The following is a 25,915-nucleotide window of genomic DNA, read 5'->3' as shown; positions in this document are numbered from 1 at the left end:
ACATCAAGCAGAGGATCTTCCGGGTCGTCTCACTCAAAGGTATGCGGGCCGAAGACGAGTCGGCCAATCCGGGCGGGGCCTGTCGGCAAAACGATCTGGGTCGGCTCCGGACCCGGAGCAGCGCCAAGATCCGTGCGCCGATGGAGGGCGTGCGGACTTTCTCAACGGTGCCGGCGCACCGGATCCGACCGCGTTTCCGTTCCCCCAATCATGGTCCGCCGTCTTGTCCGTGGTTCTGGACAGACGACATGATCCGCTCAAGCCTGCCTTCGAGAACGGATGCGGTGAGCCCGTAAGCCATAAGTCGTGCCGCAGGAACCTCTTGGATGCGCGCGCGCACGACAGCGGGATCCGCGAACCGGTAGGCAAAAAGAGCCGCAACAAACGGTCGGTCCTTTTCGCGTCCAGCCGCCAGTTTAGCGACGGCCAGATCTGCGGGATCGAGGGCGAGCCCTACTGCGCTGCTGGCCGGGCTCTGGATGGATTTCAGTCGCTTATCCCAGCCGTCGGGCAAAATGGCGGTATCCAATCCAACGGCCTGCGCATAATACCCGAAGGTTTCATGGAACATGGACAGCTCTCCAATCGCCCCCTCAACGAGGTCGGTGAGATCGGGAGCATCGAGCGCCACGATATCTGCCTCCATGGAGGCCCCCAATACCCCCGGCGGCTCACTGACCACGCCGATGATGGATTGGGATCCGATAATCAGAAACCGATCTTGTTTTGTAATAGCCGACGCGGCTCGCAGGATATGTTCGAGGCTTTCACGATTCACGCCGGTAAATCTCCCGAAAAATCTCCATCCGGCGAGCCTGGGTGATAATGCCGCAGAATGGCGAACTCTGGCGCAGGCGATCCCCCTCTTCCGTGCGCGCCACCATCGCCGACAGGACGCCCTCCAGCGGCCCCGCGAGGATTGCGGACCAAACATCCAGATCGCGTGGCCCGCTCCATCCCGGCTGCTGTTTCCAGCGGGCGATGTTCGCGCGGGCCCGATCCAGCATGGCGGGATTGGCGCGCACACACTTCGCCACCTCCTCATGCAACCGTAGGTTGAAGTGGTCAATTTGTGCGTGGGTGCGAACGGGGGTGGGCCTTGGCGCCGTCACGGGATTCATCGGTCGCGCGGGAAGCCCCGGCCTTTGGGTCGGGGTGGGGCGCGCAACGGCATAAGCCGCTCCATTCCCGCATCCTCCTTTAACGAGTCACGGCCCCTGGGGCGATTATAGTCCTGCCCAGTCCGCGCCTCAAAGAATTAAGGATATCACCGCCAGTAAGCGTGGCTTTAGAGATTCCTCGGGGAGACGAGGCCGGCGCGGGCAAGCCCGTCCTTCGGTGCGGCTGCGTCGTCATTGCCATAGGAGCGCTAGCCGTCCCGCAACGCAAGGGTTGTGGCCCGGGCATCCGGGTTGGGCGACGCGATCCATCGTGGTCGGGTTTCTATAGGATGATTGCATCGGTCTTTCGGAAATGCGCGCACGAGCGCCCGCGATTCCGATACACTATCGGGATGTCTTTGCCACCGGACCCCGCCCCCCGACCGCCGCGCGAGGCACCGCGCATTCTCGTCGTCCGTCGGGATAATATCGGCGACCTCGTATGCACTCTGCCCGTATTCGAGGGGATCCGGCGCCGCTACCCCAATGCCCACATCGGCGCGCTCGTCAACTCCTACAACGCCCCGCTGCTCGAGGGAAATCCCCACATCGATCGCGTACATGTCTACACCAAGTCCAAGCACAAACCGGATGGAGGGATGCGAGCGCTCGTGCGTGACAGGCTTGGGCTTGTCGCCGGGCTGCGCAAAGAGCGCTATCGGACGGTCCTGCACGCCGGCAGCCGCCCACGCTCCGAGATGCGCGCCCTGACCCGACTTGCCGGCATCTCCGAGCAGATCCTGGACCAGGGCACGAACCGGCCGCTTCACGAGGTCGAGAGGGTCTACGGGCTGTTGCGCACGCTGGATATTCTCGGCCCGCCGCCCGCGCCGCATCTGCCGCTGGCCCCGCAGGCGGTCATGGGCGCCCGCGAAACCTTGGCGGCTCGCGGCTATGAACGGGCCATAGGCCTTCACATCAGTGCCCGAGAAGACGAGAACCGCTGGCCCCTGGACCATTTCGCAGCCCTGATCCGCGAGGGTGCGGGCCGCGGTCATCGGTTCGTGGTGTTCTGGTCCCCCGGAGAGGCGTCGCGCGCCGAACACCCGGGGGACGACGCGCGCGCCCGCGAACTGCTCGACCGATGCCGGGACCTGCCGGCATTGGGCTACCCCACAAGGGATCTCTTGAGTCTCGCGGCGGGCCTTAGCGCCGTCCGCGTGCTCGTGGGGTCCGATGGGGGCCATGTCCATATCGCGGCCGCCGTGGGAACACCGGTGGTCGGCCTGTATTGCGATCACAAGGTCTGCCAATGGCGTCCCTGGGGGGACAGACATACCGTAGTGCATGCAAAGTGCGTGGGAGATATCGCCGTTGACGCGGTCTTTGATGTGCTTCAAAAATGACTTTTGACGATCGTACAGACATTCGCAGCGCAGGCGATCTTTGCGTTTCTATATTGTTGGCGAGACGCGCTGGCGGCACGGTCCGGCCGCGCCCGGAAAATTGAGTTTTAATTATTGAACGGGAAGCGACAAACATTGAGCCCTTTTGGTAGCCCGGTCCTACACTAATGCCATCCGTCCTGAATCAGCTTCGCCCCAGCGCGCGAACTCGTACGCGACTCTTGTTGGGGCAATTGGTCGCACAAGATATCCTGGCACGGCGCCGTCTGGTAGATCCCCCGAGCCGTATTCTCGTGAGCCTTTATTACAGGGGTCTTGGGGATACCATTCTTCTTACCCCTCTCATTGCTGCGCTACGACGCCGCTACCCTGAAGCGGATATAGTGCTCACTGTGCCCGAAGAATATCTTTCGTTATACTTGGGAAGGCCTTACGCCCTAAAACCTGTTCCGTTTGACATAAGAAATGGCGATACAGTACGCGTAATTCGCAGTATGGGCCCGTACGATCTCGCCCTTATTCCTGGCGAAAACCGCCAAGCCTGGCTCGCAAGAGCCGTGGGTGCAAGGTGGATTCGGGGCTTTGAAGGCGGCCATAGACGATATCGCCTGCCTGTTGATGAGGCAATTTCGTACCCTATGCATATAGAGCCGTTTAGTGATTTGTGGGCGCGGCTCGCGGGCCCCTTGTCCGGACAACGGTATTGCGTAGGCGACTGGCCGCCCCCACGGGTTGAGCACTTTAATGAGGCCCCAAAAGAATTTCGTTATGCTGTTCTCCATGCCGGAGCGAGCTCGACCGCGCGGTTTTGGAGTGCGAGACATTGGCGCGCCCTAGCCGAAATCCTTACATCAGAAGGGCTGGCTGTTGTTTTTACTGCTGGCCCGGGACAGGGCGATCTGCTCCAGGAAATCGATGGGGCCCAAAAATGGGTCCATTATCCGGGCAACCTTTCGTTGGCCGAGATGTGGCACCTTCTGAAACGTGCAGATCTTCTTGTTGTGCCAGACACAGGCGTTGCGCATCTGGCGAAAATCACCCAGACACCGACGGTTGTGTTATTCGGTCAATGCGATCCCCGGTTATACGAGCCGGGGATATTTTGGTCGGGCATGAGCTATAAAGCGGTTGCGTTAAACAACATTCCGTGCCGGGATCAGCGGTGGTTTTCGCGTCGGCCGGGCCCATGGGGGGACCTACAAAGGTGCATGCGGACTCTGGAAGAATGCCGCTACGACAAGCAATGCATGGAGGGTCTAACTGTTGAGGCCGTCGCTGACGCCGCTCTAGCCTTGAAGAGATGCTGATGTCGGCGACGGGGGCCCGCGTGAACAAGCAATAAGATTCGGGGGGAATATAAGCGCGGTCTGGACACGCAAGCGGTCGCGCCACAGAACGAGGCCGTCCGAACGCACGCCGGTATGCCGATTTCCGCCATGCGTCAGCGGCATCACGCCGATTTTTGGACGGCGCAATACTATCCTTAGTGCGCGCGGCCATTTCGGGTACTAAGCGTCCGATTTTAGGCACGTTCGAAAATCGTGTCGCAGCGCATTTTAAAGGTGTGGCTTTGGCGAGCAGTTTGTGGAAAAAATGGCTTAATCTAGTAATGCGTGGGGTGTATGTCTGGCACGCAATGTTCCGAGAAGCATGCTTGGTTGGTGGAACGGATATTCGAAACTGCCTTGTGGGCCGCGCACCACGGGTGCTTATAGCCGTATCGGGTCCATAGATATGCAAAGAGCTTCTGGTCGTGTCTTGATTTTTCTACCCAATGCCATTGGGGATGTTCTTGTGGCTCTTCCCATGCTCGAAGCGCTTTCAAGCGCAGGGTGGCAGTGTGACGTAATAATCGATGAACAGGCGGCCGGCCTCAGCGGACTGTACGCACGATGGGTCAGTAAAGAACGGGTTCTTCCGCTTAGGAGATGGCGGCACGCGTCGCCACTTCATGATCTGGTAAGTCGCGCGAGACTTACAGTATCAGTGTGCCGGGATCACTATGATGCTTTGATTTGCATGAGCGGAGTCGGGTCTCTTAGCGCTTGGTTAGCGTTAGTGGCTAAAATCCCCATTCGGATAACTGAAAAGCGGCGTGAAAGCGCCCCGCTTAAGCGGCTTTTCAGGCGTCTTATATTTTCTCATATGCAAGACCTGGGATCAGACTGCAATAATACAAGGCGTGCGCACGTTGCTGCCCAGCACCTTACGCTTTTGCAGCCACTTGGAATCAACGCCGCTCTCGACGGCAGACGTATAGTGCGCCACAGGAGTCCGCGCGGGCTAGAGGCCTCTGTCAGGCGAAAAGCAGTCATTGTCATTGCGCCGGAGGCTTCGGAGCGCGGCCGCTGCCTATCCCAGAAAGAGATAATCCTTATCGTTGAGGATTTAATGGCTACGGGACAAGATTTTGATATTCGATTGGCGGGACTGCCGGGAGGGGTGGCTGAACAAGCCGCTATAAAGCTGCATATTGGCGCATATATTGGCCTCCCCCTAAATGGCCTCGTCGACGCAATTTGTGATGCCGATTGCGTCATAGCTGTAGATTCTGGGCCCGGACATATAGCTGCCGCCTGCAATGTTCCACTTGTGTCGATTTTTGGGCCGGGAAATCCCGTTACATTTCGGCCGATCGGCGATCCGGCCGCTACCGCTTTGATAAGTAAGGGCCTCCCGTGCCAGCCATGCCTGAAGAATGGCTGCAATGGATCGGGAACGGCGGCGTGCCTGGAGGACATCCCGACAGGAAACGTCGTTTTGGCCGTTCTGGGGTTTCTGAATCGGGCGGAGGAATTTTCGGCAGGAATGGGCGGTGGCATGAAAGAATGCGGCGCCGGGAGCCAGAAGCTCAGCGGAAAAAGTTCTTGAAAATGTTTGAGACAACAACAAGGTGACGAGGAGCAGAACAATGCCTTCGCGAAGAGGGGGCTTCATTGCGGGCCTAATTTTTAGTCTTGCCGTCGTTTGGCCGATACCGCATACGATTGCTCTACGAAATTTTTTAATGGGCGGACTTCTAATTACGCTGTGGGGTGGCACGAACTGGGAAGCGGCGGGGCAATTTGCGCGTGGCGCGGCGCGGGCCTCTCTTTTTTGGTTTTTGCTATTTACGGCATGGATATTAGTCGTGGCGTTTTTCGTTTCTCCTTTTCCCAAGTGGAGCTTGTCGGAGATCGAAGGTCAATGGTTTATGGGGGCTGGGGCGCTGCTTATCGGGGCGCTTGTGGCACTCCAGAAGGACTCGACGATTTCGTCCCTTGCGATCAAGGGGGCGCTTGCGGCGCTCGTCATTCAAGCGATGGCGGTCGACGCGCAAGGGCTTTGGGTAGTAGGTTCATCCGATTCGTGGCTACACATGGCGAGACTTGGGGGAGTCACGGCAGGTCCCGGGAAAATGAGCTACCTTACGAATTTCCTTCTTAGCGCGCTAGTCGCGGAATGGAGTCTGGTTAGAGAAACGCCAGATGAGGGTGGGGCGCGGCTATGGTGGGTGCGCGTTGGCCTTATTTTGTGCGGTCTTAGTATCTACTTTGAGGCCATGCGTAATGAGATTTTTGACATCAGCGTGTTCGTTCTTTTTGTAGGCGTGGTCCTTTACCGTGCACAGGCCGTTCGCGCACCGAGGCGCGCGGCGCTTGCGGTAGCAGGCATGGGGTTTATTTTTGCGGCAGTGGCCAGTACAGACATAATTCTTGACCCGCGATGGCGGTCCTTGTGGGCGACAATCCCTATTGCCTTGGATACGAGCCACCATCTTGCATGGCTAAACGCGCAACGGTTTCCTCTGCCCCATCTTCCGGACGGTCAGGTAGTAAGCGCCTCGAACTACTTGCGTATTGCGTGGATCAAGGAAGGGATAAAAGAGGTTTTCGCGCACCCCCTGGGTGTGGGGTACGGCAGGGCGGCCTTTGGGCACGCTTTACGGCTAAAATTCGGCTCGCTTTCAGCGGATATTGGTTTAAATAACTCGCTATTGACCATAGCGATAGGCACGGGGGTTCCGGGAGCGGCAATATGGCTGTGCTGGCTAGGAAGTGTGGTGAGATTTAGCGCCGCGCGCCTGTCAGGGAGCGGGGCCTTTGCGGCACGCTTTCTTTTCTTGATCGTAATGGCGTTTGCCGTAAGAATGGCCGTCGATAATGACATGCAAAACTATACGCTGGAGCAAGTCTTGTTTTTTATCGGTCTTCTTATGCCGCTTGCAGCCAGTGGAGAAAATGGTTACGCCGCACAATACGGCTTTGCGCGAAGCATGGGCCCCGAGATTGGGCAGGCGCGTCGCGAGTAGCGCAAGCGCGATAGATGCGCCGCATGGACATGGGTGATGTGCCAATTCACGAAAGAAAACCTTTAAGGCCGCACGGCCAAGGTAACGGGTCAGGGGGAGGAGATAGCGTGATGACATGCTGTGGGGTCGGTAGGTCGCCGAGCGCGAGAGCGGGCCGCGAGGTCCGGTGGTTTAGTCTTACGAATGCCGAGAATGGTGTTGTAGGTGGGCTTGAGCGGTTAGGGCGCGACAAAAGGTGGGGCGGAAATTTTGGGCGGATGCACGGGCCATGAAGGGCTTTATCGTCTACCATGTGCACGGGCACGACGGGTTCTATCAGCAAGCGCGCTTTTCGATTTTAAGTCTGGTCGACCTCTTGCGAAAGGAGGGGCGGGAGGACGTGCGGATCCTGGTATACGCCGATCGGCCCGGGGAATTCGCCCACTACCCGTTCACCGAAACGGTCTCTATGAGCAGTCGCCAGGTCATGGCCTGGAGCGGGCCCTTTCGGTACGTCCATCGCGTGAAGCTCGAGGTTTTGAACCATGCGATCGGGGCGTTTGGTTTACCACTGTTATACGTTGACGGCGATACGCGCTGGCTGCGCCTTCCCGATGCCCCTCTAGAAGCTTTGGCGACCCCTTCGGAGGCCAGCGATGCGCGGGTGTTCTATATGCACGCCTGTGAAGGCGCGATGACGCCCACAGAGCATGGCGAGTATTACCGGGAACTCATGGCACATAGACCGCTTTTGCGCGCCCATGGTCTCGACGACCCGGCCCGATGGGTCATGTGGAACGCCGGGGCGCTGGGCATCCCCGTCGGACATGAGGGCTTCTTCCAGGAGGCCCTGGGGCTTTTGGACGGGATCATGAAGACGGCGAAGGCGACCACCTATATTGAACAGGCCCTGATGTCGGCCCTGGTATCCACGCGCTTTAAGGTCGAAGACCTGGGCGATTATATTTATCACTACTGGGACACGAGCAAGGAGGTCCAGGTGGTGTTGCGGCGATTCTTCGCGCCGCTCGCGCGCGCGCAGGGATGCGAGGGGGAACTCGCAGCCTACGATGGCTTTGGTTGGGATAGCAAGGACATCACGGCAATCCGCCAGGGCGCTCGTCATCGCATACGCCTCCTGACCGGAAAGTTCGGACGATCCGTGTCGAAGCGCTGGGTGAGGATGCTGGCGAAGACAGGGCGCGGCACATTGCCAAGAGAAGGATGATCGGGAACCGCCGGATGCATCGATTTCAGAGACCTGGACGGCAATAACGACCCATGGTATCGAGGCGTTGCGCCGACTGCGGTGCTGCGGGCATGGGCCCGGGGCAGATAGAGACAAGGGCCGCGTGCGCCATTTGTGACCGGCAAGCTCAGGGTAGCCATGAGGCATGGGTGCATTGAGGATGAATCAGGGGGGCGCCTTCCCGGACCCGCTCTAAAGGGATTGCTGTGTCATTAAGCGCCATCGTCATCACGCACAACGAGGAAGACATGATCGAACGTTGCCTCGCCTCCGTGGCCTGGGCGGACGAGATCATTGTGTTGGACTCGGGGAGCACGGATCGCACGGTGGCCATTTGCCGACAGCGGGGCGCGCGGGTCGTGGAGACGGACTGGCCGGGCTTCGGGCCGCAGAAGAACCGCGCACTCGATCACACCACAGGCGCGTGGGTGTTGTCGCTCGATGCCGACGAATACCTGACGCAAGAGGCCCAGGCCGAGATTCAAGCGGTGCTGGCGTCGAGGCCCCAGGCGGACGCCTTCCGGATGCCACGCCTATCCAGTTATTGTGGGCGCTTCATGCGTCACGGGGGCTGGTATCCGGACTATGTAACGCGCCTCTTTCGCCGGGGCCGCGCGCGCTTCAGCGATGATCTCGTCCACGAGCGGCTTCTGGTATCGGGTCCTGTCGCGACCCTTCGCGAGCCGCTGCGCCACGAGACCTACCGTGATCTGGAGGAGGTGTTGCGCAAGGTCGACCATTACTCCTCGGCCGGTGCGGCCATGGCCGCACAGGGCGGCCAGCGGGGGGGCGTGATGCTCGCGCTCGCGCACGGCCTATGGTCGTTCGTGCGTACCTACTTCGTCAGAAGGGGATTGCTGGATGGCCCCGAAGGCCTGATGCTCGCCATATCCAACGCCGAAACCACCTACTATAAATACATGAAGCTGTGGCTCCTCAGAAAGCAACGGGGTCGAGCCGACGAATCGTCCTAACAATGAGGCCCGTGAGCAGTCCTTGTTGCCAGGCGGTAACATAAGCGCATGCATGTCCTTCTCGTCAAGACCTCGTCGCTCGGCGATGTCGTTCACAATCTCCCGATGGTCACCGATATGGCCGCCATGCGGCCCGGTATCGTAATCGACTGGCTCGTGGAGCCGGCGTTCGCCGACATTCCGGCGATGCATCCGGCGATCCATTCGGTGATACCGGCAGACATCAGGCGCTGGCGGCGCGCACCCTGGGACCGGGAGACATGGCGGGGGGTGAAGGAATTGCGCGCGCGACTTACGAATACGCGCTATGACCTGATCCTCGACACCCAAGGCCTGGTCAAGAGCGCGCTCGTCGCCCGACTCGCCCAGGGGCCGCTCTACGGCCCGGACCGACGGTCGGCACGCGAGCCCCTGGCAGCGACCCTCTACGCCCGGGGCCTTGCCATGAGCCGGGATCGCCATGCCGTGTGGCGTAACCGCATGCTGGGGGCCGGTGCGCTGGGGTACCCGCTCCCTGCGACCATGCCGGATTATGGGCTGACGATGACGCCTGCGGGCCACACCGGCGAGCCCGTGTGCGTCGCCTTCCATGCCAGCAGCCGGGCCTCGAAGCTCTGGCCCCCCGGGCACTGGGTGACGCTCGGGAAGGCGCTTTGCCAAAGGGGCTTCCGGATCCTGCTGCCGTCGGGCAACGCCCGCGAGCAGGCCGCCGCCACCGAGATCGCCGCGGCGATCGGGGGCCGGGTCGAGGCACTGCCGCGCACTGGTATAAGGGAATTGGCGGGCCTGATCGCGGGCGCGCGGATGACGGTAGGCGTGGATACCGGCCTCCTGCATCTGGCCGCGGCCCTGGGAAGGCCGACGGTCGGGATCTTTCGTGACAGCGACCCGCGCCAGACCGGGGTGCTGGCGCGTGACGCGGTCGACCTCGGGGGCCTCCAATCCTGCCCGACGGTAGACGAGGTGTTGACCGCCCTCGGCCGGCTGGGGCTGGGGGACGCGGCATGATGTGGTACACACTCATCGCGCGCGTCCTGCTGCCGTTTGCGCTCCTGCGGCTCTGGTGGCGTTCGCGTCACGACGCGGACTATGCGCCGCGCTGGGCGGAGCGTTTGGGCTATGGCGAGCCGATTGCCGGGGCACCGATCTGGGTGCATGCGGTATCGGTGGGCGAGACGCGTGCCGCCGTGCCCCTGATTCGCAGCTTGCTCGACGAGCACCCGGATGCGCCATTGCTGATCACCACGACGACACTGACCGGGGCGGCGCAGGTGGCCATGCTGTTTGGCGATAGCGTGATCCACCGCTTCGCGCCCTTCGATCTGCCGCGGGCGGTGGCACGTTTTCTTGACAGGACCCGGCCGCGCGTCGCCGTCATCCTCGAGACCGAGATCTGGCCGCAGCTCTTTACCGCCCTTGAGCGCCGCCACATCCCCGTGTTTCTCGCCAATGTGCGATTGTCCGAACGGTCCCGCCGGCGCTACCGGCACATCCCGCGGCTGATCGCAAAGACCCTGGCCATACCCGCCGTGATCGCCGCCCAGTCGGCGGCCGATGCCGCGCGCCTGCGCACCCTAGGCGCCCCCGCCTCGCGCGTGCATGTGATCGGCAATATGAAGTTCGAATTGCAGCCGACCGCCGGCCTGCGTGAGGCGGCCCAGGCCCTGAGGCTTGCCTGGGGCGATCGGCCGGTATGGGTCGCGGCCAGCACCCACCAGGGCGAGGAGGAGACCGTTCTCGGCGCCTATAAGGTCTTGAGGGAAGGCTTCCCGCGCCTCTTGCTGGTGCTCGCCCCACGGCATCCAGAGCGCTTCGAATCGGTGGGCCGGCTCGTGCGGGCGGCGGGACTGGCGGTGGTGGCGCGCAGCGCCGGCCTTCCGGTAACCGACGCAACCCAAGTGCTGTTGGGGGACACCATGGGGGAGCTCATGCTGTTTTTCGCGGCCAGCGACTGCGCCTTCATCGGCGGCTCGCTCGTCGACACCGGAGGGCACAACCCGCTCGAGGCCCTGGCCTTGGGCGTGCCCGTGGTCTTCGGGCCGCACATGTTCAACTTCGATGAGATCGCGCAACTCACCTTGCAGGCCGGCGCCGGGATCCGGGTCGCCGATGAGGACGGGCTGATCGCGGCCACGCGGCTGTATCTCGGCGATGCGCGGCTACGGCAGACAGCGAGCGCCGCCGGCGAATCGCTGGTGCGCGCCCATCAGGGGGCCCTGGGGCGCACGCACGCGCTGCTTGCGCCCTTCCTTACGAATCCGAGTCCGTCTTCGGCAGGTCTCTGATCGCGCGGGCGAGCTCCCGGAACTGCGGGTGGTGCGCATCCCGCAGCCACTCGAAGACCGTCGATTCCACCGAGGCCAGCCGCACGCCCTCGCGGCTCAGGCGCGCGAGCGCCTGGCGATGATCGGCGGGTGCGCGACTTGCGCAGGCGTCGGTAATCACATAGGCGTGCCGGCCCCGCGCCGCGAGGTCCAGGGCCGTCTGGAGCACGCAGACGTGGGTCTCGATACCGGCAAGCAGCACCTGGTCGCGGTCGCCTTCCAGGGCCTCGCTGATGGCGCGATCGGCACAGCACGAGAACGTCATCTTGTCGAACGTCGGCACCGAATCCGGCAAGGCCTCGGCGAGTTCTGGAAGCAGGGGTCCCAGACCCCGCGGGTACTGGCGCGTCACCAGCACCGGGATATCGAGCGCGTCGGCGGCACGTGCCAGCAGCAGGATACGTGCGAGAAAGCGCGACGAACACGGCGTCATCGCCGCATAGAGCCGCGTCTGAAGGTCGACCAGAATGAGAAGGCTGCGGCGCGCCTCGATCAACACCGGCTAGTAACGCGCCATGGTCTTGTCGACCTCGCGCGCCCAGGCCTCTATGCCGCCACAGAGGTTCGCGACATTCTTGAAGCCGTTGTGCTCCAGGAACTTGCCGACGTGGAAGCTGCGTACGCCGGTGTGGCAGTAGACGATCACCTCGTCCTCGGGGTTGAGGCTGTTGATGGCCGTCGGGACCTGCTGCATGGGGGCGTGCAGGGAGTTGGGCAGGGCGCAGAGATTGCGCTCCCACGGCTCGCGTACGTCCAGAAGCACCAGTGTCTCGCCCGCCTTCAGGCGGGCATGGAGGTCTTGAACAGAGATCTCACGCATGGCACGCGAACCCTAAAAAAAGAACGACTCCCGCTGGGGCGCGTTCGTAAGGACCGGTACATCGGTCTCGAACAAGGAACGCTCACTGAAACGATCCGCGCCCTCGCGGACGATGAGGCGGGCCTCCATGGCCGGGGACTCGCCTACGATCACCACCAGACGGCCGCCCATGGCCAGCGACTCCCGGAAGCGCGCGTCCGGACCCAGGGGCAGCGCGCCGCTCACGAGGATCGCGTCATAGGGCGCGTGGCGCGGCCAGCCGCGGGCTGCGTCCCCGACCTCGAGCAGGGCATTGGCGACCCCCTGCGCGGCCAGCGATACGGCGGCGCGCAGCTTGAATTCCGGTATGATCTCGACGCTGTAGATAATCCGTGCGAGCCCGGCCATGACCGTCGTCAGGTAGCCGGTGCCGGTGCCGACCTCGAGCACGCGGTCGGTGGGTGTGAGCGCCAGGGCATTCACCAGCCGGGCATCGAGCATCGGCGCAAACATGACTTGGCCGCGGCCTATGGGGATAGGGGCATCGGCGAACGCCGCCGCCCGCTGGCCCTCGGGAACAAAGGCCTCGCGCGGCACCGTGCGCAGACGCTCGAGCAGGCGCTCATCCAGTACCTCGCAGGTGCGGATCTGCTGCGCAACCATAGCCGACCGCGCGACATCGAACGATGTTTGGGACATGCGTAGTATGGGGGTCCGAAACGTGAGTTCCGAGGTTAAGCCTTTTGCCCTAAGGGCGCAAGCGGCTCCTTGCAATCGCTGACCAAATCCATTAGGTTTGATAGACCCTTAAGGACGGGCCTTCCGGTCCGTGATCGGCGCGTCGCACGCGCCTCCACGTCTCTTGCATAGGATTCCGGGCGATGAACGCCGACCCTCGAACGTTGTCTCCTCTGAGTCGCGCCCTGGACGCGGCCATGACCGCACCCTTCCCGGCGTCGCGCAAGGTTTATGTGCGATCGAATGGAACGGCGGGACTCGCAGTCCCGATGCGCGAGATCTCCCTGGAGGCCACCCCTGCATCGCTGGGCGCCGAGGAAAACGCCCCGCTGCGCGTGTATGACTGCTCCGGGCCTTATACCGACCCCACCGCCGTCATCGATCTCGCGCGCGGGCTTGCGCGGCCGCGCGCCGAATGGGTGGTGGCGCGCGGCGACGTGGAGCAGGGGACGATATCGTCGACCTTCGCCCGCGAGCGCCAGAACGACCCGGAGACCGCAAACATCCGCTTTCCGGGCACGCGCACGGCCTTGAGGGCGCGCCCCGGGGCGCGCGTCACGCAGATGCATTATGCGCGACGCGGGATCATCACCCCGGAGATGGAGTACGTGGCGTTGCGCGAAAACGGCGGCGTTACGATGCGCGGGCCGAACGCCATCACCCCGGAGATGGTGCGCGACGAGGTGGCGCGCGGGCGCGCCATCATCCCGGCCAACATCAACCACCCGGAACTCGAGCCGATGATCATCGGGCGGCGCTTCCTGGTGAAGGTGAACGCCAATATCGGCAATTCGGCGCTGGCCTCGAGCATAGAAGAGGAAGCGGAGAAGATGGTGTGGGCGACCCGCTGGGGCGCGGACACGATCATGGATCTGTCGACCGGGCGCCACATCCACGAGACCCGCGAGTGGATCATCCGCAACTCCCCGGTGCCGGTCGGGACCGTGCCGATCTATCAGGCGCTGGAGAAGGTCGGCGGGGTGGCGGAGGAACTGACGTGGGAGATGTTCCGCGACACACTCATCGAACAGGCCGAACAAGGCGTGGATTACTTCACGATCCATGCCGGCGTGCGCCTGCCCTTCATCCCGCTCACCGCGAAGCGTCGCACCGGCATCGTCTCGCGCGGCGGCTCGATCCTTGCCAAGTGGTGTCTTGCGCATCACGAGGAGAACTTCCTCTACACGCACTTTCGCGAGATCTGCGAGATCATGAGCGCCTACGACGTCTCGTTCTCGCTGGGAGACGGCCTGCGCCCCGGTTCCATCGCCGACGCCAATGACGAGGCGCAGTTCGCGGAGCTCGACACCCTGGGCGAACTGACCCGGGTCGCCTGGGAGTACGACGTGCAGACCATGATCGAGGGGCCGGGGCATGTGCCCATGCACCTCATCAAGGAGAACATGGACCGCCAGCTCGCCGCGTGCCATGAGGCGCCCTTTTATACACTCGGGCCGCTCACCACCGATATCGCCCCAGGCTACGACCACATCACCTCGGCCATCGGCGCGGCCATGATCGGCTGGTATGGCACCGCCCTGCTCTGCTATGTCACCCCGAAGGAGCATCTCGGGCTGCCCGACCGTCAGGACGTGAAGGATGGGCTTATCGCCTACAAGATCGCCGCGCACGCCGCCGATCTCGCCAAGGGCCATCCACAGGCACAGGCGCGGGACGATGCCCTGAGCAAGGCGCGCTTCGAGTTCCGCTGGAAGGATCAGTTTCACCTGGCGCTGGATCCGGAGCGCGCCCAGACCCTGCACGACGAGACCTTGCCCAAGGAATCGGCCAAGCTTGCGCACTTCTGCTCGATGTGTGGACCCAAGTTCTGTTCGATGAAGATCACGCAGGAGGTCCGCGAGTACGCGCAGACGCTCGGCGCGAGCCCGGACGCGGCCCTGAAGGAGGGGCTGGCCGGCAAGGCCCGCGAGTTCAAGGCGGGGGGCGCCAAGCTCTACCGGAAGGCCTGAATGCCGGCGCGGATCGGTGCCGGCGCCACGGCCGGCCGGCGGCCCATGGCGGGGGTCGCGGCTCACGGGATCGGCGGGTGGCGGCCATGAGGGCCGTGTTTCCGGTGCGCATCGTGGATGATCGCGGCAAGTGCGCGAGCTGCCCGTCGATCTGCTGCCGGTATATCACGCAGAAGATTCCCACCCCTCGTGCGCGCGCTGACTTTGAGCACCTCCTATGGCAAGTCAGCCACGAAGGCATCGAGGTCTACCAGGATGAGGATGGGTGGTTTCTGCTCGTGCATGCGCCGTGCGCGCACCTCGAGGCGAGCGGGGCGTGCGGCATTTACACCGCGCGCCCGCCGATCTGCCGCGACTACTCCAACGACTTCTGCGAGCTCGATGAGCCGGCCGAGCGCCACTTTCGCGCACACTTCCGTGATTACGACGCGCTCCTCGCGTATTGCCGCAAACGCTTCAAGACCTGGGCGCGCACGGCTTAGCCGCCTCGTTCTCGTCGCCGCCCTCGGGGCGCCCGTGCTTATGCCCGCGTGGGCCAGCCAGCCCCCGAGGATCACGGTATCGGCGCACGGCGACCACTTTCACATGAGTCTCGACATGAGGTTGCGCGCCCCAATCCGGCGCGTCTGGCAGGTCATCACCGATTACGCCGATATCAAACGGCTGAATCCGGCGGTCAAGCGGAGCACCGTGATGCGGCGCGACGGACTGACCTTGCTGCACATGCACATCACAAGCTGCGTCCTCTTCATCTGCTTTCCGGTCACCCAAACCGAGGCCATGACCACCCGCGGACACCACTGGGTGCGCGGTGTCATCATCCCACGATTGTCGAGCTTTCGGTCGGGCTACTCGCAATGGCGCCTGCGGACGGTGGTCGGCGGCACCGAGGCGCACTTCGATGCGACGCTTGCGCCCTCATTCTTTATCCCGCCGCTCATAGGGCCGTGGATCATCCGACGCAAGCTCAGAAACGAGATGGATAAGACCGCCGCCCACCTCAGGGCTTGGGTGGACGCGAAAACGCCATATAAAGCATCGGGCCGATAAACAGCGAGGCGGCCAGCGCCAGGATGAGCCCGCCCATGACCGCGGTGGCCAGCGGCTTCAAAAGATCGGTACCGTGACCTACCCCCACGGCGAGCGGCAGGAACCCCAGGACGTCGGCGGCCATGGTCATGAGGATCGGGCGCAAGCGCCGGCGGGCGGCGAGCTCGACCTCGATGCGGCCCGGGGGGCTTTTGTAGTGACGCGCCTGACCGAAGATCAGGATGCCGTTATTGACGACGATCGCGAACACCAGCAGGAGGCCCAGGAACGACGTGCTGTCCAGAGGGATGCCGCGCAGCCACAGGGCGGCGAGCGCGCCCAGGGCGCTCAAGGAGGTCGCCACCAGCACCGCGAGCGCGGCGCGCTGGGCGCGCAGCTGATAGCCGACCAGCACGAGCAGCACGAGCAGCGCGAAGACCAGCGTGAGCTCCATCTGCGCGAAGCTCTTGGCCTGCTCCCTGTAGTAACCGCCGATACGTGCGGTGATACCGGGCGGGAGCGGGGTCTTGGCGATCAACTGGCGCGCCGCGGCCGCCGCCTGGTTAAGCCCCATGGCACGGTGCGGACGGACCTCGATATTGGCAAACGGCACCAGGTTCTGGTGAGTGATGACCGGCACCGAGCGCCGCGTACGCGCGCGGGCGAAGGCCGCGAGCGGGGCATAGGGGCCGTGCGGCGCATGCACGAAGAGGCGCGGCCCGAGGCGGCCGGTGATGCCACCGGCCGGGCTCGTCGACACGGCAATCGGCAGGATCTGGGCGCCGCGCAGGAGATAGCCGGCCGGCACCCCCCAATACCCGGCCAGCAACTGGGCACCGAGGAGGGGTGGCGTAAGGCCATCCTGCAGGGCGCGCGTGCGCGGGATCATGGTGATCGTGGGGCCTGCCGAGGAGGTGGCGAAGCTCACGTTGGCAAAGTCATGGCTCGCGGCGAGCCGTGCCTCGAGGCGCCGGGCATAGACCGCGAGCGCCGAAACGCTGTGCCCAAAGACCTCGACGTCCAGCGGGTCATGGGCGCCCGAGAGGTTGCCGAGCTGCGTCACCAGGAGCTGATGGAGCTTCAGCATCGACAGGCTCGGGTAGGCGGCGCGGAAGCGGGCACCGAGAATGCGCATGGTGGCGACGGCGGAGGCCTGCGACTTCAAGGTGATGACGATATCGCCCTTGTTGGGGGTCGCGCGCGGATTGCCGAGGCTCTGGCCGACCACCACCGAGGCGGTCGCGACCTCGGGATCGTGGGCGGCAATGGCCACAAGCCCGCGTCCCACGGCCAGCGTCTGGGACGCCGAGCTGCCCACGGCGGTACGAAACGGCACCGCGATCACCCCCTCATTCCACGCCGGCAGGAAGGCCGTGGGCAGGACCCGGAAGATGCCATAGGCCCCGGCCAGGATCGCGAGGCTCGCGATGACGCCTAGGATCGGTGTACGCAGGCCACGGCGCAGGGCGCGGGCATAGGCCACGCGCGCGCGCCGCGCCGGGCGCCACGCCTTGGGGGGCGACCGTTCGCGCCCGGCGAGGTAGGTGGCGAGCAGCGGGGTCACCGACAGCGCCACCGCCTGGGACACGATGAGCGCGGTGACGAGCGCCACCGCCATCTGCCGAAACAAAATGCCGATGGTGCCGGTCAGAAGGATGAGCGGCACGAACACCAAGGCCGAGGTGAGCGTCGCGAAGGTCATCATCGGCAGGACCTCGCCGGCGGCGCGCAAGGCCCGGGCGCGGCGCTCGGCCACGGTCCCCGGGGCGTGCGCGTGGGTCGCCTGCTCGATCACGACGATGGCGTGGTCGACGAGCGCGCCGATGGCGGCGGTGATGCCGCCCAGGGTCATGATATTGAGGCCAAGATGCAGGATGTGCAGCACCACGAAGGTCCCGGCCAGCGACAAGGGCACGACCACCAGGGTGGCGAGCGCGGTGTCGAAGCGCCGCAGGAAGGCCAGCAGTACCGCGAAGGTGATGACCGTGCCCAGGATGAGCGCCATCCAGACGTCATGCAGGCTCGCCACGATGAGCCGCGAGAGGTCATAGTCGCGCACCAGGCGCACATCGTGCGGCAGACCCTTGCGCAAAGACGCGATGGCGTGGGCCACGCCGTGCGCGACCTGCTCAACGTTGGCGCTCGCCTGCGCGGCGATCTCGATCAAGAGGCTATGGGCGTGGTGGGCGACGGCCGAGCCGCGGATGCGCGGCGGGGGGCCCACGGCGATGTGCGCGAGCGCCGACAACGGCAGCGTGGCGCCACGCGGACCGCCCAGGGGAACGGGCAGACGGCGGAGCGCGGCGACCGTCGCGGGGCGGCCGGCGGCGGTCAACAGAAAACTGTCATGAAAACCGGCCATGACCCCACCGAAATACGGGCCCTGGTGGGCGCGCAGGAGGGCCACGATGCGCGAGAGCCCGATATGATGGCTCACGAGACGTCGCAACGAGAGGTCGACATGCACCTCGGGCCAGCCGCGGCCGATGGAGGCCACGGTATAGACGCCCGGGACGTCCAGCAAGCGCGGCTTTACGGTGAAGGCGTAGGTCGGCATCATCGCGCTGCTGGTCTTCTTTTGCGAGACCAGGGCGTACTCGGCGAACGGGTAGATGCTCGGCATCATGAGCCGTACGCTCATATGCGCCGCCGGCGGCAAGGTCACCTGTCCGAGGCGCGCCTCGAGCAGCAGATAGGCGTTGTTCGGGGTGATGGCGCCGTTGAAAAAGACATGGATCTTGCTCAAGCCATTGCTCGTGGTCGAGCGCACCATTGTCACATTCGGCACACCCTTCGCGGCCTGTTCCAGGGGCTCGGTCACGCGCACGAGCATGACATGCACCGGAAGATAGCCGTCACTCACCAACACCGAGACGCGCGGGAAATTGACGTTCGGAAACACGCTGCGCGGCAGGACCTTGAAGGCGGCCACCCCGGCCGCGAGCACGAGCAGCGCGACCAGGGCGGTGGTATGGCGATTGGCCCATAAGGCCTCGAGATAGGCCTTCACCGGATGACTCGCACCGTCGCGCCGTCGCGCAGCCGCGCGACACCGGAATCGATGACCGGCGCGCCACGACCCACGGCCCCGGCAACGAACACCCGGCGGCCATCGATGCGAAGGACCTTCACCGGCACCGCCCGCGCCCGTCCGTGCTGCAGGACATACAGGCGCGCGCGCCCGTGGCGCACCATGAGCGCCGATTGCGGCACGGCGATCGCGTCTTGCCGGTGTCCAAGCAGCGTGAGCCGCAGGACCTGTCCGGGACGCAAGGGTCGGCGCAGGCCGCGCACATAGGCGCGCACGAACCCCAGACGATCGGCGCGCGCCGCCAGGGCATAGACCCGCCCGGCCGGCCGCATGGAACCATGAGCGGCGATCACGGCACGCGCCCCGACGTAGAGCCGGCCGGCCTCGCGCACGGTGAGCGCGCAGCTCTCGTAAACGCCGCCCGCCCCCCCGATGGCCACCACATCCGTGCCGCGGGTAAGCCATGCGCCGGGTGCCGCCGTATACCGCACGGTCCCGGCGAACGGGGCGCGTACCGTGCCGCGCGCCAGGCGCCTGCCGGCCGCCTGCCAGGCGGCGGCATCGGCCTGCCAGCGCGCCTTCAGGCTCTGCGCATGGGCGGGCGTGACCAGCCCCTGGCGGGCGAGCACCCGCGCCTGCTCGTAGGTGGTGTGCGCGGCCTGCGCCTGGGCCTGCAGGGCGCGCACGGTGGCAGCGAGGCTCATGGGCAACAGGCGCGCGACGATGGCGCCGGCGGCCACGGTACTGCCGGGGGCCACGGACAGGGGGCCCATGATCGCATCATAAGGCGCCTGGACCATCGCATGCTCGGGCCCGTGCACGCGCGCGAAGACCGGGATGGCGGGACGATAGACGGCGCGCGTCGCGCGCGTCACATGGACGGCTGGCGGGGCGGTCCCCCACGCCAGGCCCGGGACGAGCATCAAACCCCAGAGGGCGGATCTCACGCCGTTTTCCCCGACCACGGTCTGGCGGTGGCGGTTATGAGCGCGAGCGTGGTCGCCGCGCGAGCGAGGCGTAGGGCAGTCATCTTCAGCTCCACGGTGGTAAGTTCCTGCATCAAGGTGAGATAGGCTACGAGCCCCAGGGCGTGTGCCCGGTAGGCCGCCTGCGCATCGCGCGCGGTATGCGCAAGCACATGGCGGCGTCCCTTGAAGCGCGCGAGCTCGCCGTTGAGGCTCGCCTGGGCCCCGGCAAGGCGGTAGATCTGGGAGCGGGCCGCCGCCAGGCGCGCGACATAGTCCTTGAAGAGCGCGGCGCGCTTGGCGCGGGCGATGGCCACGGCGCCGCGGTTGGCATTGAAAAGCGGCAACACGAGGCTCAGCTGGAGGCCGGCCTCGGCCACACCCGAACTGTTGCGTGCCCCCGCCGCCCCAAGGCTCAGGCGGGGGTACTGGTCGAGCACGGCGCGCAAGAGCGCGGCATTGGCGCTATGGTAGGCGGCGACCATGGCCACGAGATCGAGTCTGCGCGATACGGCATGATGGAAGAGTGCGCCCGGTGCGCCCGCCACCAGGCGCAGCCGATGCGGTCGGGCAATGGCGAGCGGCGTCGCCGGCGAAAGTCCCAACTGGCCGGCAAGGGCGACGCGCGCGGCGCGCAAGGCGCGATGCAACGCCGCGGCCTTCATGCGCAGCGCGTCCTGCGCGGCCTGGAAAAAGAGCCAACGGCTGCGGGCGATCAGGTGGCGGCGCAGATCGCCGCGCACCATCGACTCATGCCCCTTCCAGAGCGCCAAGGCCTTATGGGCGATCGCCCACTCGGCCTTCAGCCAGTACACCTGGCGGGCCGCCAAGCGTGTCTCGTTGGCCGCCACCCATTCGCGCCACGCCACCTGGTAACGGACCGCCGAGGCGCGTTCTTGGGCCATGCGGATATCGGTGGAGCGCGTGACAAGCCGCGACAGATCCCAGAGAAAGCCGTCGGACAAGGCCGCCGTGCGCCCGCCGGCCCCGACCCCGTAGGGTTTCAGGGCGCTGAACTGTATGACCGGATCGGGCAGCAGTCCGGCGGCAAACACCTGGGCGCGGGCGATACGCTCGCGCTCGCGCAGGGCGCGCAGGGCGGGATTGGCGATCACCGCGATCACCCCGAGCTCCTTACCGGTGAGCGGCCTGCGGAAATCGAGCGCGAGCGGCGTAAGGCCTCGCACCTTGAGGGCGCGCGCGGCGGCAATCAGCGCGCGGTGCGGGGGGCCCTTCAGGGCCGCGAGCGCCGGGGCGCGCAGCGGCTTGGCGTGGTAGACGGCGCAACCGGACAGGACCGACAAGATGAGCGCGAGCGTGACCTTGCGCACCCTAGCCCACCGGCAGGAGGTTGCGAAATGATTCAATCGCCATGAATTCGCCGCAATCCTTGTCCGGCCCGCGCAGATCCGGCCTGCGGATCGCGAGCAGATGGCGAATGCCGAAGTCGCGCGCGCAGCGCAACACCGGCAGGCTGTCATCTATGAGCAGGGTGCGTGTCGGCTCGAAGGGTTCGAGGGCCCGCAGCTCACCCCAAAAGGGCGCATGCTCCTTGGCAAGACCGAGATCGTGCGCGCAGAACACCGCGTCCATGTAGCGATCGATGCGGGTGCGTTGAAACTTGAGGGTCACGGTCTTGCCGTGGGCATTGGTGACGAGCACCAGGCGCTTGCCGGCCTGGCGCATGGCGTTCAGGAATTCCTCGACGAACGGGCGCAGGGCGATGTGATGGGCGACCTCCTCCTTCAGTCGCGCGATGTCGAGCGCGAGCTCGTCGCTCCAGTAGTCGACGCTATACCAGTTCAGGGTCCCCTCGGCGCGCCGAAACCGTTGATACAACTGGCTCTTGGCCTCATCGAGCGCAAGCCCGTTTTGCTCGGCATAGCGCAACGGCACATGCTCCTGCCAGAAATGGTTATCGAAATGCAGGTCGAGCAAGGTGCCATCCATGTCCAAAAACGTGGTCTCTACCAAACTCCAGTCGATCATGGCGCCCCCAATTGTCTCCATTATAGGGGGGCGGACAGGGCAGGGCTACCCGGTGACCGCCGGCCATGCTAGCCTCAGGCCATGATCGATGCCTGCTGTCCGCTCTGCGACCTCGACGAAAAGAGTGGGTTGTGGGCGAATAAGGACTGCCTCGTGGTCTCGGCCCAGGCCGCAGGGGTCGGGACAATCTGTCGGGTGGTGTGGCGGAATCACGTCCGCGAGATGAGCGACCTCGGCCCAACGGAACGTTGCGCGTTCATGGACACCGTATTCGCCGTCGAGGCGGCCATGAGGCGGCATGGGCGGCCCGTGAAGATGAACCTGGCGTCGCTTGGAAACCTCGTGCCCCACCTGCACTGGCATGTCATCCCGCGCTATGAGGATGACGCCTACTTTCCGGACGCCATATGGGCCGCGGCGCGCCGCCCCGGGGCGGAACACCTCCTGAGCGATGAACTGTTGCGGGGGGCGCTTTGCGAGGTCCTCGGGCAACCCCCGAAATCCCGCCTATAATTCCTCAGGGTTTAAAGGGAGCAGGGGCCTCGTGCAGGAGCCGCTATACCTCACCCTGGACCAGGGAGGGCAATCGACGCGCGCGGTGCTGTTCGACCCGTCGGGGACCGCCGTGGCGCGCGGCCGCGTCGCGGTCGGGCAGTCGTGCCCGGATGCCACGGCCGTGGAACAAGATGCCGAGGAGCTCGCGGAATCCCTGCAAGCGGCCATAGCGCAGGTGTTGGGGGCCGTGGGGACAGAGGCGCGCCTGCGCATCGCCGCCGCCGGCCTCGCCACGCAACGCTCGAGCACGGTGTGCTGGGATACACGCACCGGGGCGGCCCTGTCGCCGGTATTGAGTTGGCAGGACCGGCGCGCGAGCGCGCTCATGCCCGCCTACGAGGACCGCGCGCCGCTCATCGCGAAACGGACCGGACTGCGGCTATCCCCTCATTACGGCGCGCCCAAGATGCGCTGGTGCTTGGACCATCTGCCGGCGGTCAAGGCGGCGTTCAAGGCCGGGCATCTGGCCATGGGTCCCTTGGCCAGTTTCCTCGCGTTTCGCACCCTGACGCCGCGGGCGCTGGTCGTGGATCCAGCGAATGCCGCGCGCACCCTGCTCTGGGGGCGCGAGCGACAGGATTGGGACCCCGAGCTTCTGGACGTCTTCGGGATCTCGTGGGAGACCCTGCCGACGTGCATGCCGACCTGCCACCCGTTCGGCGCCGTACCCGCGGGCGGGGCCTTCGTACCGCTTACCATTCTCACCGGCGATCAGGCGGCCGCGCTCTATTGCGAGGGCGTGCCGCGAACCGACACCATCTACATCAATATCGGCACGGGGGCGTTCCTTCAGCGCCCCCTTGAACGGGGACCGACTGACCCGGGACGGCTCTTGTGGAGCGCGGCGACGCGCGGCGCGGGACAGGATCTGGATGTGCTCGAGGGGACCGTCAACGGCGCCGGCGCGGCGCTGGCATGGGGCAGCGAGGTGCTCGCCTACCCGGGGCTGGCGGGGGACTGCGACCGCCTCCTGGCGGATCGCGACCCGCGTCCGCTGTTTCTGAACGCGGTGGGCGGGCTCGGCTCCCCCTACTGGCGGCCGGATGCGCCGGTACGCTTCGAGGGCGACGGAACGAGGGCGGCGAAGGCGGCGGCGATCATCGAGAGCGTGGTGTTCCTGATGCAGGAGAACATCGAGGCGCTGTGCGCGGCGGCCGGCCCTTGCGCGGCGCTGGTGGTCACGGGCGGCCTGGCGGCATCCGACGGGCTCTGTCAGGCGCTTGCCGACGTCAGCGGGGTCATGGTCCACCGCCCCGCCGAATACGAGGCCACGGCCCGCGGCCTGGCGTTCCTGGCCGCCGGCTGCCCGGGCGATTGGCCGGCAGGGGCGGGGAGTGTGTTCCACGCGACCGCAAACGAGCCCCTGCGGGAGCGGCGCGAGCGCTGGCGCGCGCTCATGCCGGCGTCAGTCGACGGGTAGCGCGAGGCGGCGGGTATCGGCCTGCGCGACACGTTCCGGCAGGACCGCCTTGAAGCGATCCATGACGCGCTCCGCGGTGTGGCGATAACCGGTGAGCTTGCCGCCGAAGATGCTGATGAGGCGGGGCACGGGGGCATCGGCGAGCAGCACCGTCTCGCGCGAGCGCGCGCTAAGGCCGCTTTCCGTCTTGGGCAACACCCGCAGGCCCGCAAAACTGTCCACGACCTCCGTGGACAACCCCGGAAAATACGCCGCCAGGGCCTCCTGCAGGTAGGCGATCTCACCGGGGGTGGGCGCCACGAGCGCCGGGTCGCCGATATAAAGCCGCTCGGTCGTGCCCGTCAATATCCGCCCACGCCAGGGCAACACGAACACCGCGCGATGGTCGGCGGGCGCCTCGATGTAGTAGCACCCCTGGGTCAGGGAGCCATCGGTGATGATGTGCGTGCCAGCGACCAGGTCGTGCGGCAACCGCGGAGGCCCGGGCAGGATACGACTCAAGGTCTGCGCCGCCCATGGGCCGGCGGCATTGACGAGCACGTCGGTGTGACACGAGCTCACGACACCATCATGGACATAGCGACACTCATAGCCGGCCCCGGCGCGCTCCGCGCCTATGAAGCGCGCGCCGGTACGGATCTCGGCCCCGAAGGCCTCGGCCGATCGCGCCACGGCATGGGTCAGGGCGATGTCATCGGTCTGCGCGTCCATATACCGAAACACCGCCTTGAGCCCCGCGGTCTCGAGCCCGTCCAGGGAACCCCAGTCGCGGGACGGGATGCGCGCAAATCCCCCGGCCCCGCCGCGCGCAAGCAGACGATAGAGCAAAAGGCCCATGTGGACATGTTGCGCGCCGCGCCGCGAGGTGCGGTAGATGGGGATATGGAAGGCCCTGCGCTCGACGAGCCCGGGGGCGATGCCGAGCAGGATCTCGCGTTCGCGCAGCGATTCGTGCACGAGCCGGATATCGCCGGACTCGAGATAGCGCAATCCCCCATGAATGAGCTTCGAGGACCGGCTCGATGTCCCGGCCGCGAGCGTGTGTTGCTCCAGGAGCAGGGCACGATAGCCGCGCACGGCGGCCGCCTGCGCGACACCTGCGCCATGTATGCCGCCCCCGACGATCACCACCTCATAGCGGGCGTTCACGCACCGGCATCCTTTAAAGCCATGGCAAGCTCCGCGACGGCGAAGGTCTCGATAAAGCGCACGCCGCGCGCCTCCAGGGCGCGGGCCTCTTGGGCATCGTCGATCTCGTAGACCACGAGGGTCGTGCCCGGGTGGCCGAGCGGCCCACGCCGCGGCAGGCCGCGCGCGTCACAGAAGTGATACTCGGGCGCGAGTGCCGCCGTGCCGCGCGCGCGAAAGTCGCGGTAGCGCCTAGTGACAAGACCGATCGTAGGCCACAGCGCACGGGCGGCCACGAGCGCCTGTCGGGAAAACGAGATAAGTACAGTCTGGGCGAGCACCGGCCCTAGAAGCCCATGCACCGCCTGGACCACGGGCGTCGCCCCGAAGCGCTGGACGGCCTCGCGCTTGATCTCGACAAAGGCCGTGACCGCCGGGTGGGCGGCGAGAAACCGGGCGAGATCGGCGACCCGCGCCAGGGGGACCGGCGCGCGCGCATCCCCGCACCCCTCGGGCCACGCCAGGGCGAAGGCCGCGGTCTGCGCCAGATCGTAGTCATCGATGGCACCCGGCAGGCCCCACAGGCGCCGGCAGTCACGATCATGAAACAGGACCGGCACGGCGTCGGCGGTCAACTGCACGTCGACCTCGACATAGCGGGCCCCTGCGGCGACCGCGCCCTCGAGGGCCGCGAGGGTGTTTTCAGGAAAGCGTCGGGCATAGCCACGGTGGGCGACCAGTTCGAGCATGAGGCCTCGATGAAAAAGGTAACGCCCAAGGCATGCGACCGCGGGCGTGCCGTACGCTACACCGTATCGCACCCGCCCTTCAACGGGTCGGTGTTCCCGCCCGTCTGAAAGGCGCGCCCGAGGGCATCGCGGGTGGCCCCGCGGGCCCGATCACCCCTGCGGCACACTTTACGGCAAGGATATCGCGCGCCATAGCTGTGGGGATAGTCCGCCGCTTAA

The 25,915-nt window shown here is 65.3% G+C and carries 24 protein-coding genes; 13 read left to right on the top strand and 11 right to left on the bottom strand.

Annotated elements, in window-relative coordinates; genetic code table 11:
• Window positions 1-208: 208 nt before the first annotated feature.
• Entirely contained in the window at window positions 209-778 is a 570-nt protein-coding gene (locus C4901_RS00310; RefSeq protein ID WP_110135614.1) for a DUF6036 family nucleotidyltransferase, read from the bottom strand.
• Entirely contained in the window at window positions 768-1,025 is a 258-nt protein-coding gene (locus C4901_RS00305; protein WP_168185452.1) for a hypothetical protein, read from the bottom strand. The genes C4901_RS00310 and C4901_RS00305 overlap by 11 nt, the downstream gene beginning before the upstream one ends.
• Window positions 1,026-1,519: 494 nt before the next feature.
• On the opposite strand from C4901_RS00305, the gene C4901_RS00300 reads away from it, so the two are divergent.
• The 8 genes from C4901_RS00300 to waaA all read left to right on the top strand — a co-directional run bounded on the left by C4901_RS00300 (window position 1,520) and on the right by waaA (window position 11,284).
• Window positions 1,520-2,506 (top strand): glycosyltransferase family 9 protein, encoded by a 987-nt coding sequence (locus C4901_RS00300; protein ID WP_168185451.1) that lies wholly within the window; start codon window positions 1,520-1,522, stop codon window positions 2,504-2,506.
• 167 nt (window positions 2,507-2,673) lie between these two features.
• Window positions 2,674-3,813 (top strand): glycosyltransferase family 9 protein, encoded by a 1,140-nt coding sequence (locus C4901_RS19020; protein WP_110135611.1) that lies wholly within the window; start codon window positions 2,674-2,676, stop codon window positions 3,811-3,813.
• Window positions 3,814-4,156: 343 nt separating this feature from the next.
• Window positions 4,157-5,377, top strand: a complete 1,221-nt coding sequence (locus C4901_RS19015; protein WP_110135610.1) for a glycosyltransferase family 9 protein — start codon at window positions 4,157-4,159, stop codon at window positions 5,375-5,377.
• A 40-nt stretch (window positions 5,378-5,417) separates the two neighbouring features.
• A complete protein-coding gene (locus tag C4901_RS00285; RefSeq protein ID WP_145960566.1) occupies window positions 5,418-6,797 on the top strand; it encodes a hypothetical protein in 1,380 nt (459 codons plus the stop codon).
• Between the two features lie 268 nt (window positions 6,798-7,065).
• Window positions 7,066-8,004, top strand: a complete 939-nt coding sequence (locus tag C4901_RS00280; protein ID WP_145960565.1) for a hypothetical protein — start codon at window positions 7,066-7,068, stop codon at window positions 8,002-8,004.
• Window positions 8,005-8,273: 269 nt separating this feature from the next.
• A complete protein-coding gene (locus C4901_RS00275; RefSeq protein WP_205736104.1) occupies window positions 8,274-8,999 on the top strand; it encodes a glycosyltransferase family 2 protein in 726 nt (241 codons plus the stop codon).
• Window positions 9,000-9,047: 48 nt separating this feature from the next.
• Window positions 9,048-10,007, top strand: a complete 960-nt coding sequence (gene waaC / locus C4901_RS00270; RefSeq protein ID WP_110135606.1) for a lipopolysaccharide heptosyltransferase I — start codon at window positions 9,048-9,050, stop codon at window positions 10,005-10,007.
• Complete coding sequence (gene waaA, locus C4901_RS00265; RefSeq protein WP_110135605.1) at window positions 10,004-11,284, top strand: lipid IV(A) 3-deoxy-D-manno-octulosonic acid transferase; 1,281 nt, start codon at window positions 10,004-10,006, stop codon at window positions 11,282-11,284. Before waaC ends, waaA begins: the two co-directional genes overlap by 4 nt.
• Here the strand turns inward: waaA and C4901_RS00260 are convergent.
• Genes C4901_RS00260 through C4901_RS00250 form a run of 3 tightly spaced genes read right to left on the bottom strand, consistent with a single transcriptional unit; the run spans window position 11,250 to window position 12,821 of the window.
• Window positions 11,250-11,819: an isochorismatase family protein gene (locus tag C4901_RS00260; RefSeq protein WP_145960564.1), complete on the bottom strand. Its 570-nt coding sequence runs from the start codon at window positions 11,817-11,819 to the stop codon at window positions 11,250-11,252. The genes waaA and C4901_RS00260 overlap by 35 nt on opposite strands.
• 6 nt (window positions 11,820-11,825) lie before the next feature.
• Window positions 11,826-12,143 carry a rhodanese-like domain-containing protein gene (locus C4901_RS00255; protein WP_110135603.1) on the bottom strand — a complete coding sequence of 106 codons (318 nt, stop codon included), beginning with the start codon at window positions 12,141-12,143 and terminating at the stop codon, window positions 11,826-11,828.
• Window positions 12,144-12,155: 12 nt separating this feature from the next.
• Window positions 12,156-12,821 (bottom strand): protein-L-isoaspartate O-methyltransferase, encoded by a 666-nt coding sequence (locus C4901_RS00250; RefSeq protein ID WP_110135602.1) that lies wholly within the window; start codon window positions 12,819-12,821, stop codon window positions 12,156-12,158.
• A 182-nt stretch (window positions 12,822-13,003) separates the two neighbouring features.
• Between C4901_RS00250 and thiC the strand changes: the two genes are divergently transcribed.
• From thiC to C4901_RS00235, 3 genes are all read left to right on the top strand, one after another.
• Window positions 13,004-14,830, top strand: coding sequence for a phosphomethylpyrimidine synthase ThiC (gene thiC / locus C4901_RS00245; RefSeq protein WP_110135601.1), 1,827 nt, complete (start codon window positions 13,004-13,006; stop codon window positions 14,828-14,830).
• Window positions 14,831-14,916: 86 nt separating this feature from the next.
• Window positions 14,917-15,312: a YkgJ family cysteine cluster protein gene (locus C4901_RS00240; protein WP_205736103.1), complete on the top strand. Its 396-nt coding sequence runs from the start codon at window positions 14,917-14,919 to the stop codon at window positions 15,310-15,312.
• Between the two features lie 115 nt (window positions 15,313-15,427).
• Window positions 15,428-15,880 carry an SRPBCC family protein gene (locus C4901_RS00235; protein ID WP_168185448.1) on the top strand — a complete coding sequence of 151 codons (453 nt, stop codon included), beginning with the start codon at window positions 15,428-15,430 and terminating at the stop codon, window positions 15,878-15,880.
• Here C4901_RS00235 and C4901_RS00230 read toward each other — a convergent pair.
• The 4 genes from C4901_RS00230 to yrfG are packed head-to-tail and all read right to left on the bottom strand — an operon-like array spanning window position 15,831 to window position 21,844.
• Window positions 15,831-18,869, bottom strand: a complete 3,039-nt coding sequence (locus C4901_RS00230) for an efflux RND transporter permease subunit (RefSeq protein ID WP_110135599.1) — start codon at window positions 18,867-18,869, stop codon at window positions 15,831-15,833. The genes C4901_RS00235 and C4901_RS00230 overlap by 50 nt on opposite strands.
• Complete coding sequence (locus C4901_RS00225; RefSeq protein WP_145960563.1) at window positions 18,866-19,837, bottom strand: efflux RND transporter periplasmic adaptor subunit; 972 nt, start codon at window positions 19,835-19,837, stop codon at window positions 18,866-18,868. The genes C4901_RS00230 and C4901_RS00225 overlap by 4 nt, the downstream gene beginning before the upstream one ends.
• Entirely contained in the window at window positions 19,834-21,186 is a 1,353-nt protein-coding gene (locus C4901_RS00220) for a TolC family protein (protein WP_110135597.1), read from the bottom strand. Before C4901_RS00220 ends, C4901_RS00225 begins: the two co-directional genes overlap by 4 nt.
• Window position 21,187: 1 nt before the next feature.
• Complete coding sequence (gene yrfG / locus C4901_RS00215) at window positions 21,188-21,844, bottom strand: GMP/IMP nucleotidase (protein ID WP_110135596.1); 657 nt, start codon at window positions 21,842-21,844, stop codon at window positions 21,188-21,190.
• A gap of 81 nt (window positions 21,845-21,925) precedes the next feature.
• Between yrfG and C4901_RS00210 the strand changes: the two genes are divergently transcribed.
• Together C4901_RS00210 and C4901_RS00205 are read left to right on the top strand one after the other, a co-directional pair.
• Window positions 21,926-22,357: an HIT family protein gene (locus tag C4901_RS00210; RefSeq protein WP_110135595.1), complete on the top strand. Its 432-nt coding sequence runs from the start codon at window positions 21,926-21,928 to the stop codon at window positions 22,355-22,357.
• A gap of 31 nt (window positions 22,358-22,388) precedes the next feature.
• Window positions 22,389-23,819, top strand: coding sequence for an FGGY family carbohydrate kinase (locus C4901_RS00205; RefSeq protein ID WP_168185447.1), 1,431 nt, complete (start codon window positions 22,389-22,391; stop codon window positions 23,817-23,819).
• On the opposite strand, the gene C4901_RS00200 is transcribed toward C4901_RS00205, so the two are convergent.
• Window positions 23,805-24,968, bottom strand: coding sequence for a glycerol-3-phosphate dehydrogenase/oxidase (locus C4901_RS00200; protein ID WP_110135593.1), 1,164 nt, complete (start codon window positions 24,966-24,968; stop codon window positions 23,805-23,807). The genes C4901_RS00205 and C4901_RS00200 overlap by 15 nt on opposite strands.
• Window positions 24,965-25,696, bottom strand: a complete 732-nt coding sequence (locus C4901_RS00195; RefSeq protein ID WP_110135592.1) for a glycerophosphodiester phosphodiesterase family protein — start codon at window positions 25,694-25,696, stop codon at window positions 24,965-24,967. Before C4901_RS00195 ends, C4901_RS00200 begins: the two co-directional genes overlap by 4 nt.
• Window positions 25,697-25,915 lie beyond the last annotated feature (219 nt).

It is taken from the genome of Acidiferrobacter sp. SPIII_3 (genome assembly GCF_003184265.1).
Classification (GTDB): domain Bacteria; phylum Pseudomonadota; class Gammaproteobacteria; order Acidiferrobacterales; family Acidiferrobacteraceae; genus Acidiferrobacter.
The sequence above is the reverse complement of the archived record's forward strand: the minus strand, read 5'-3'. Positions and strand labels throughout refer to the sequence as shown.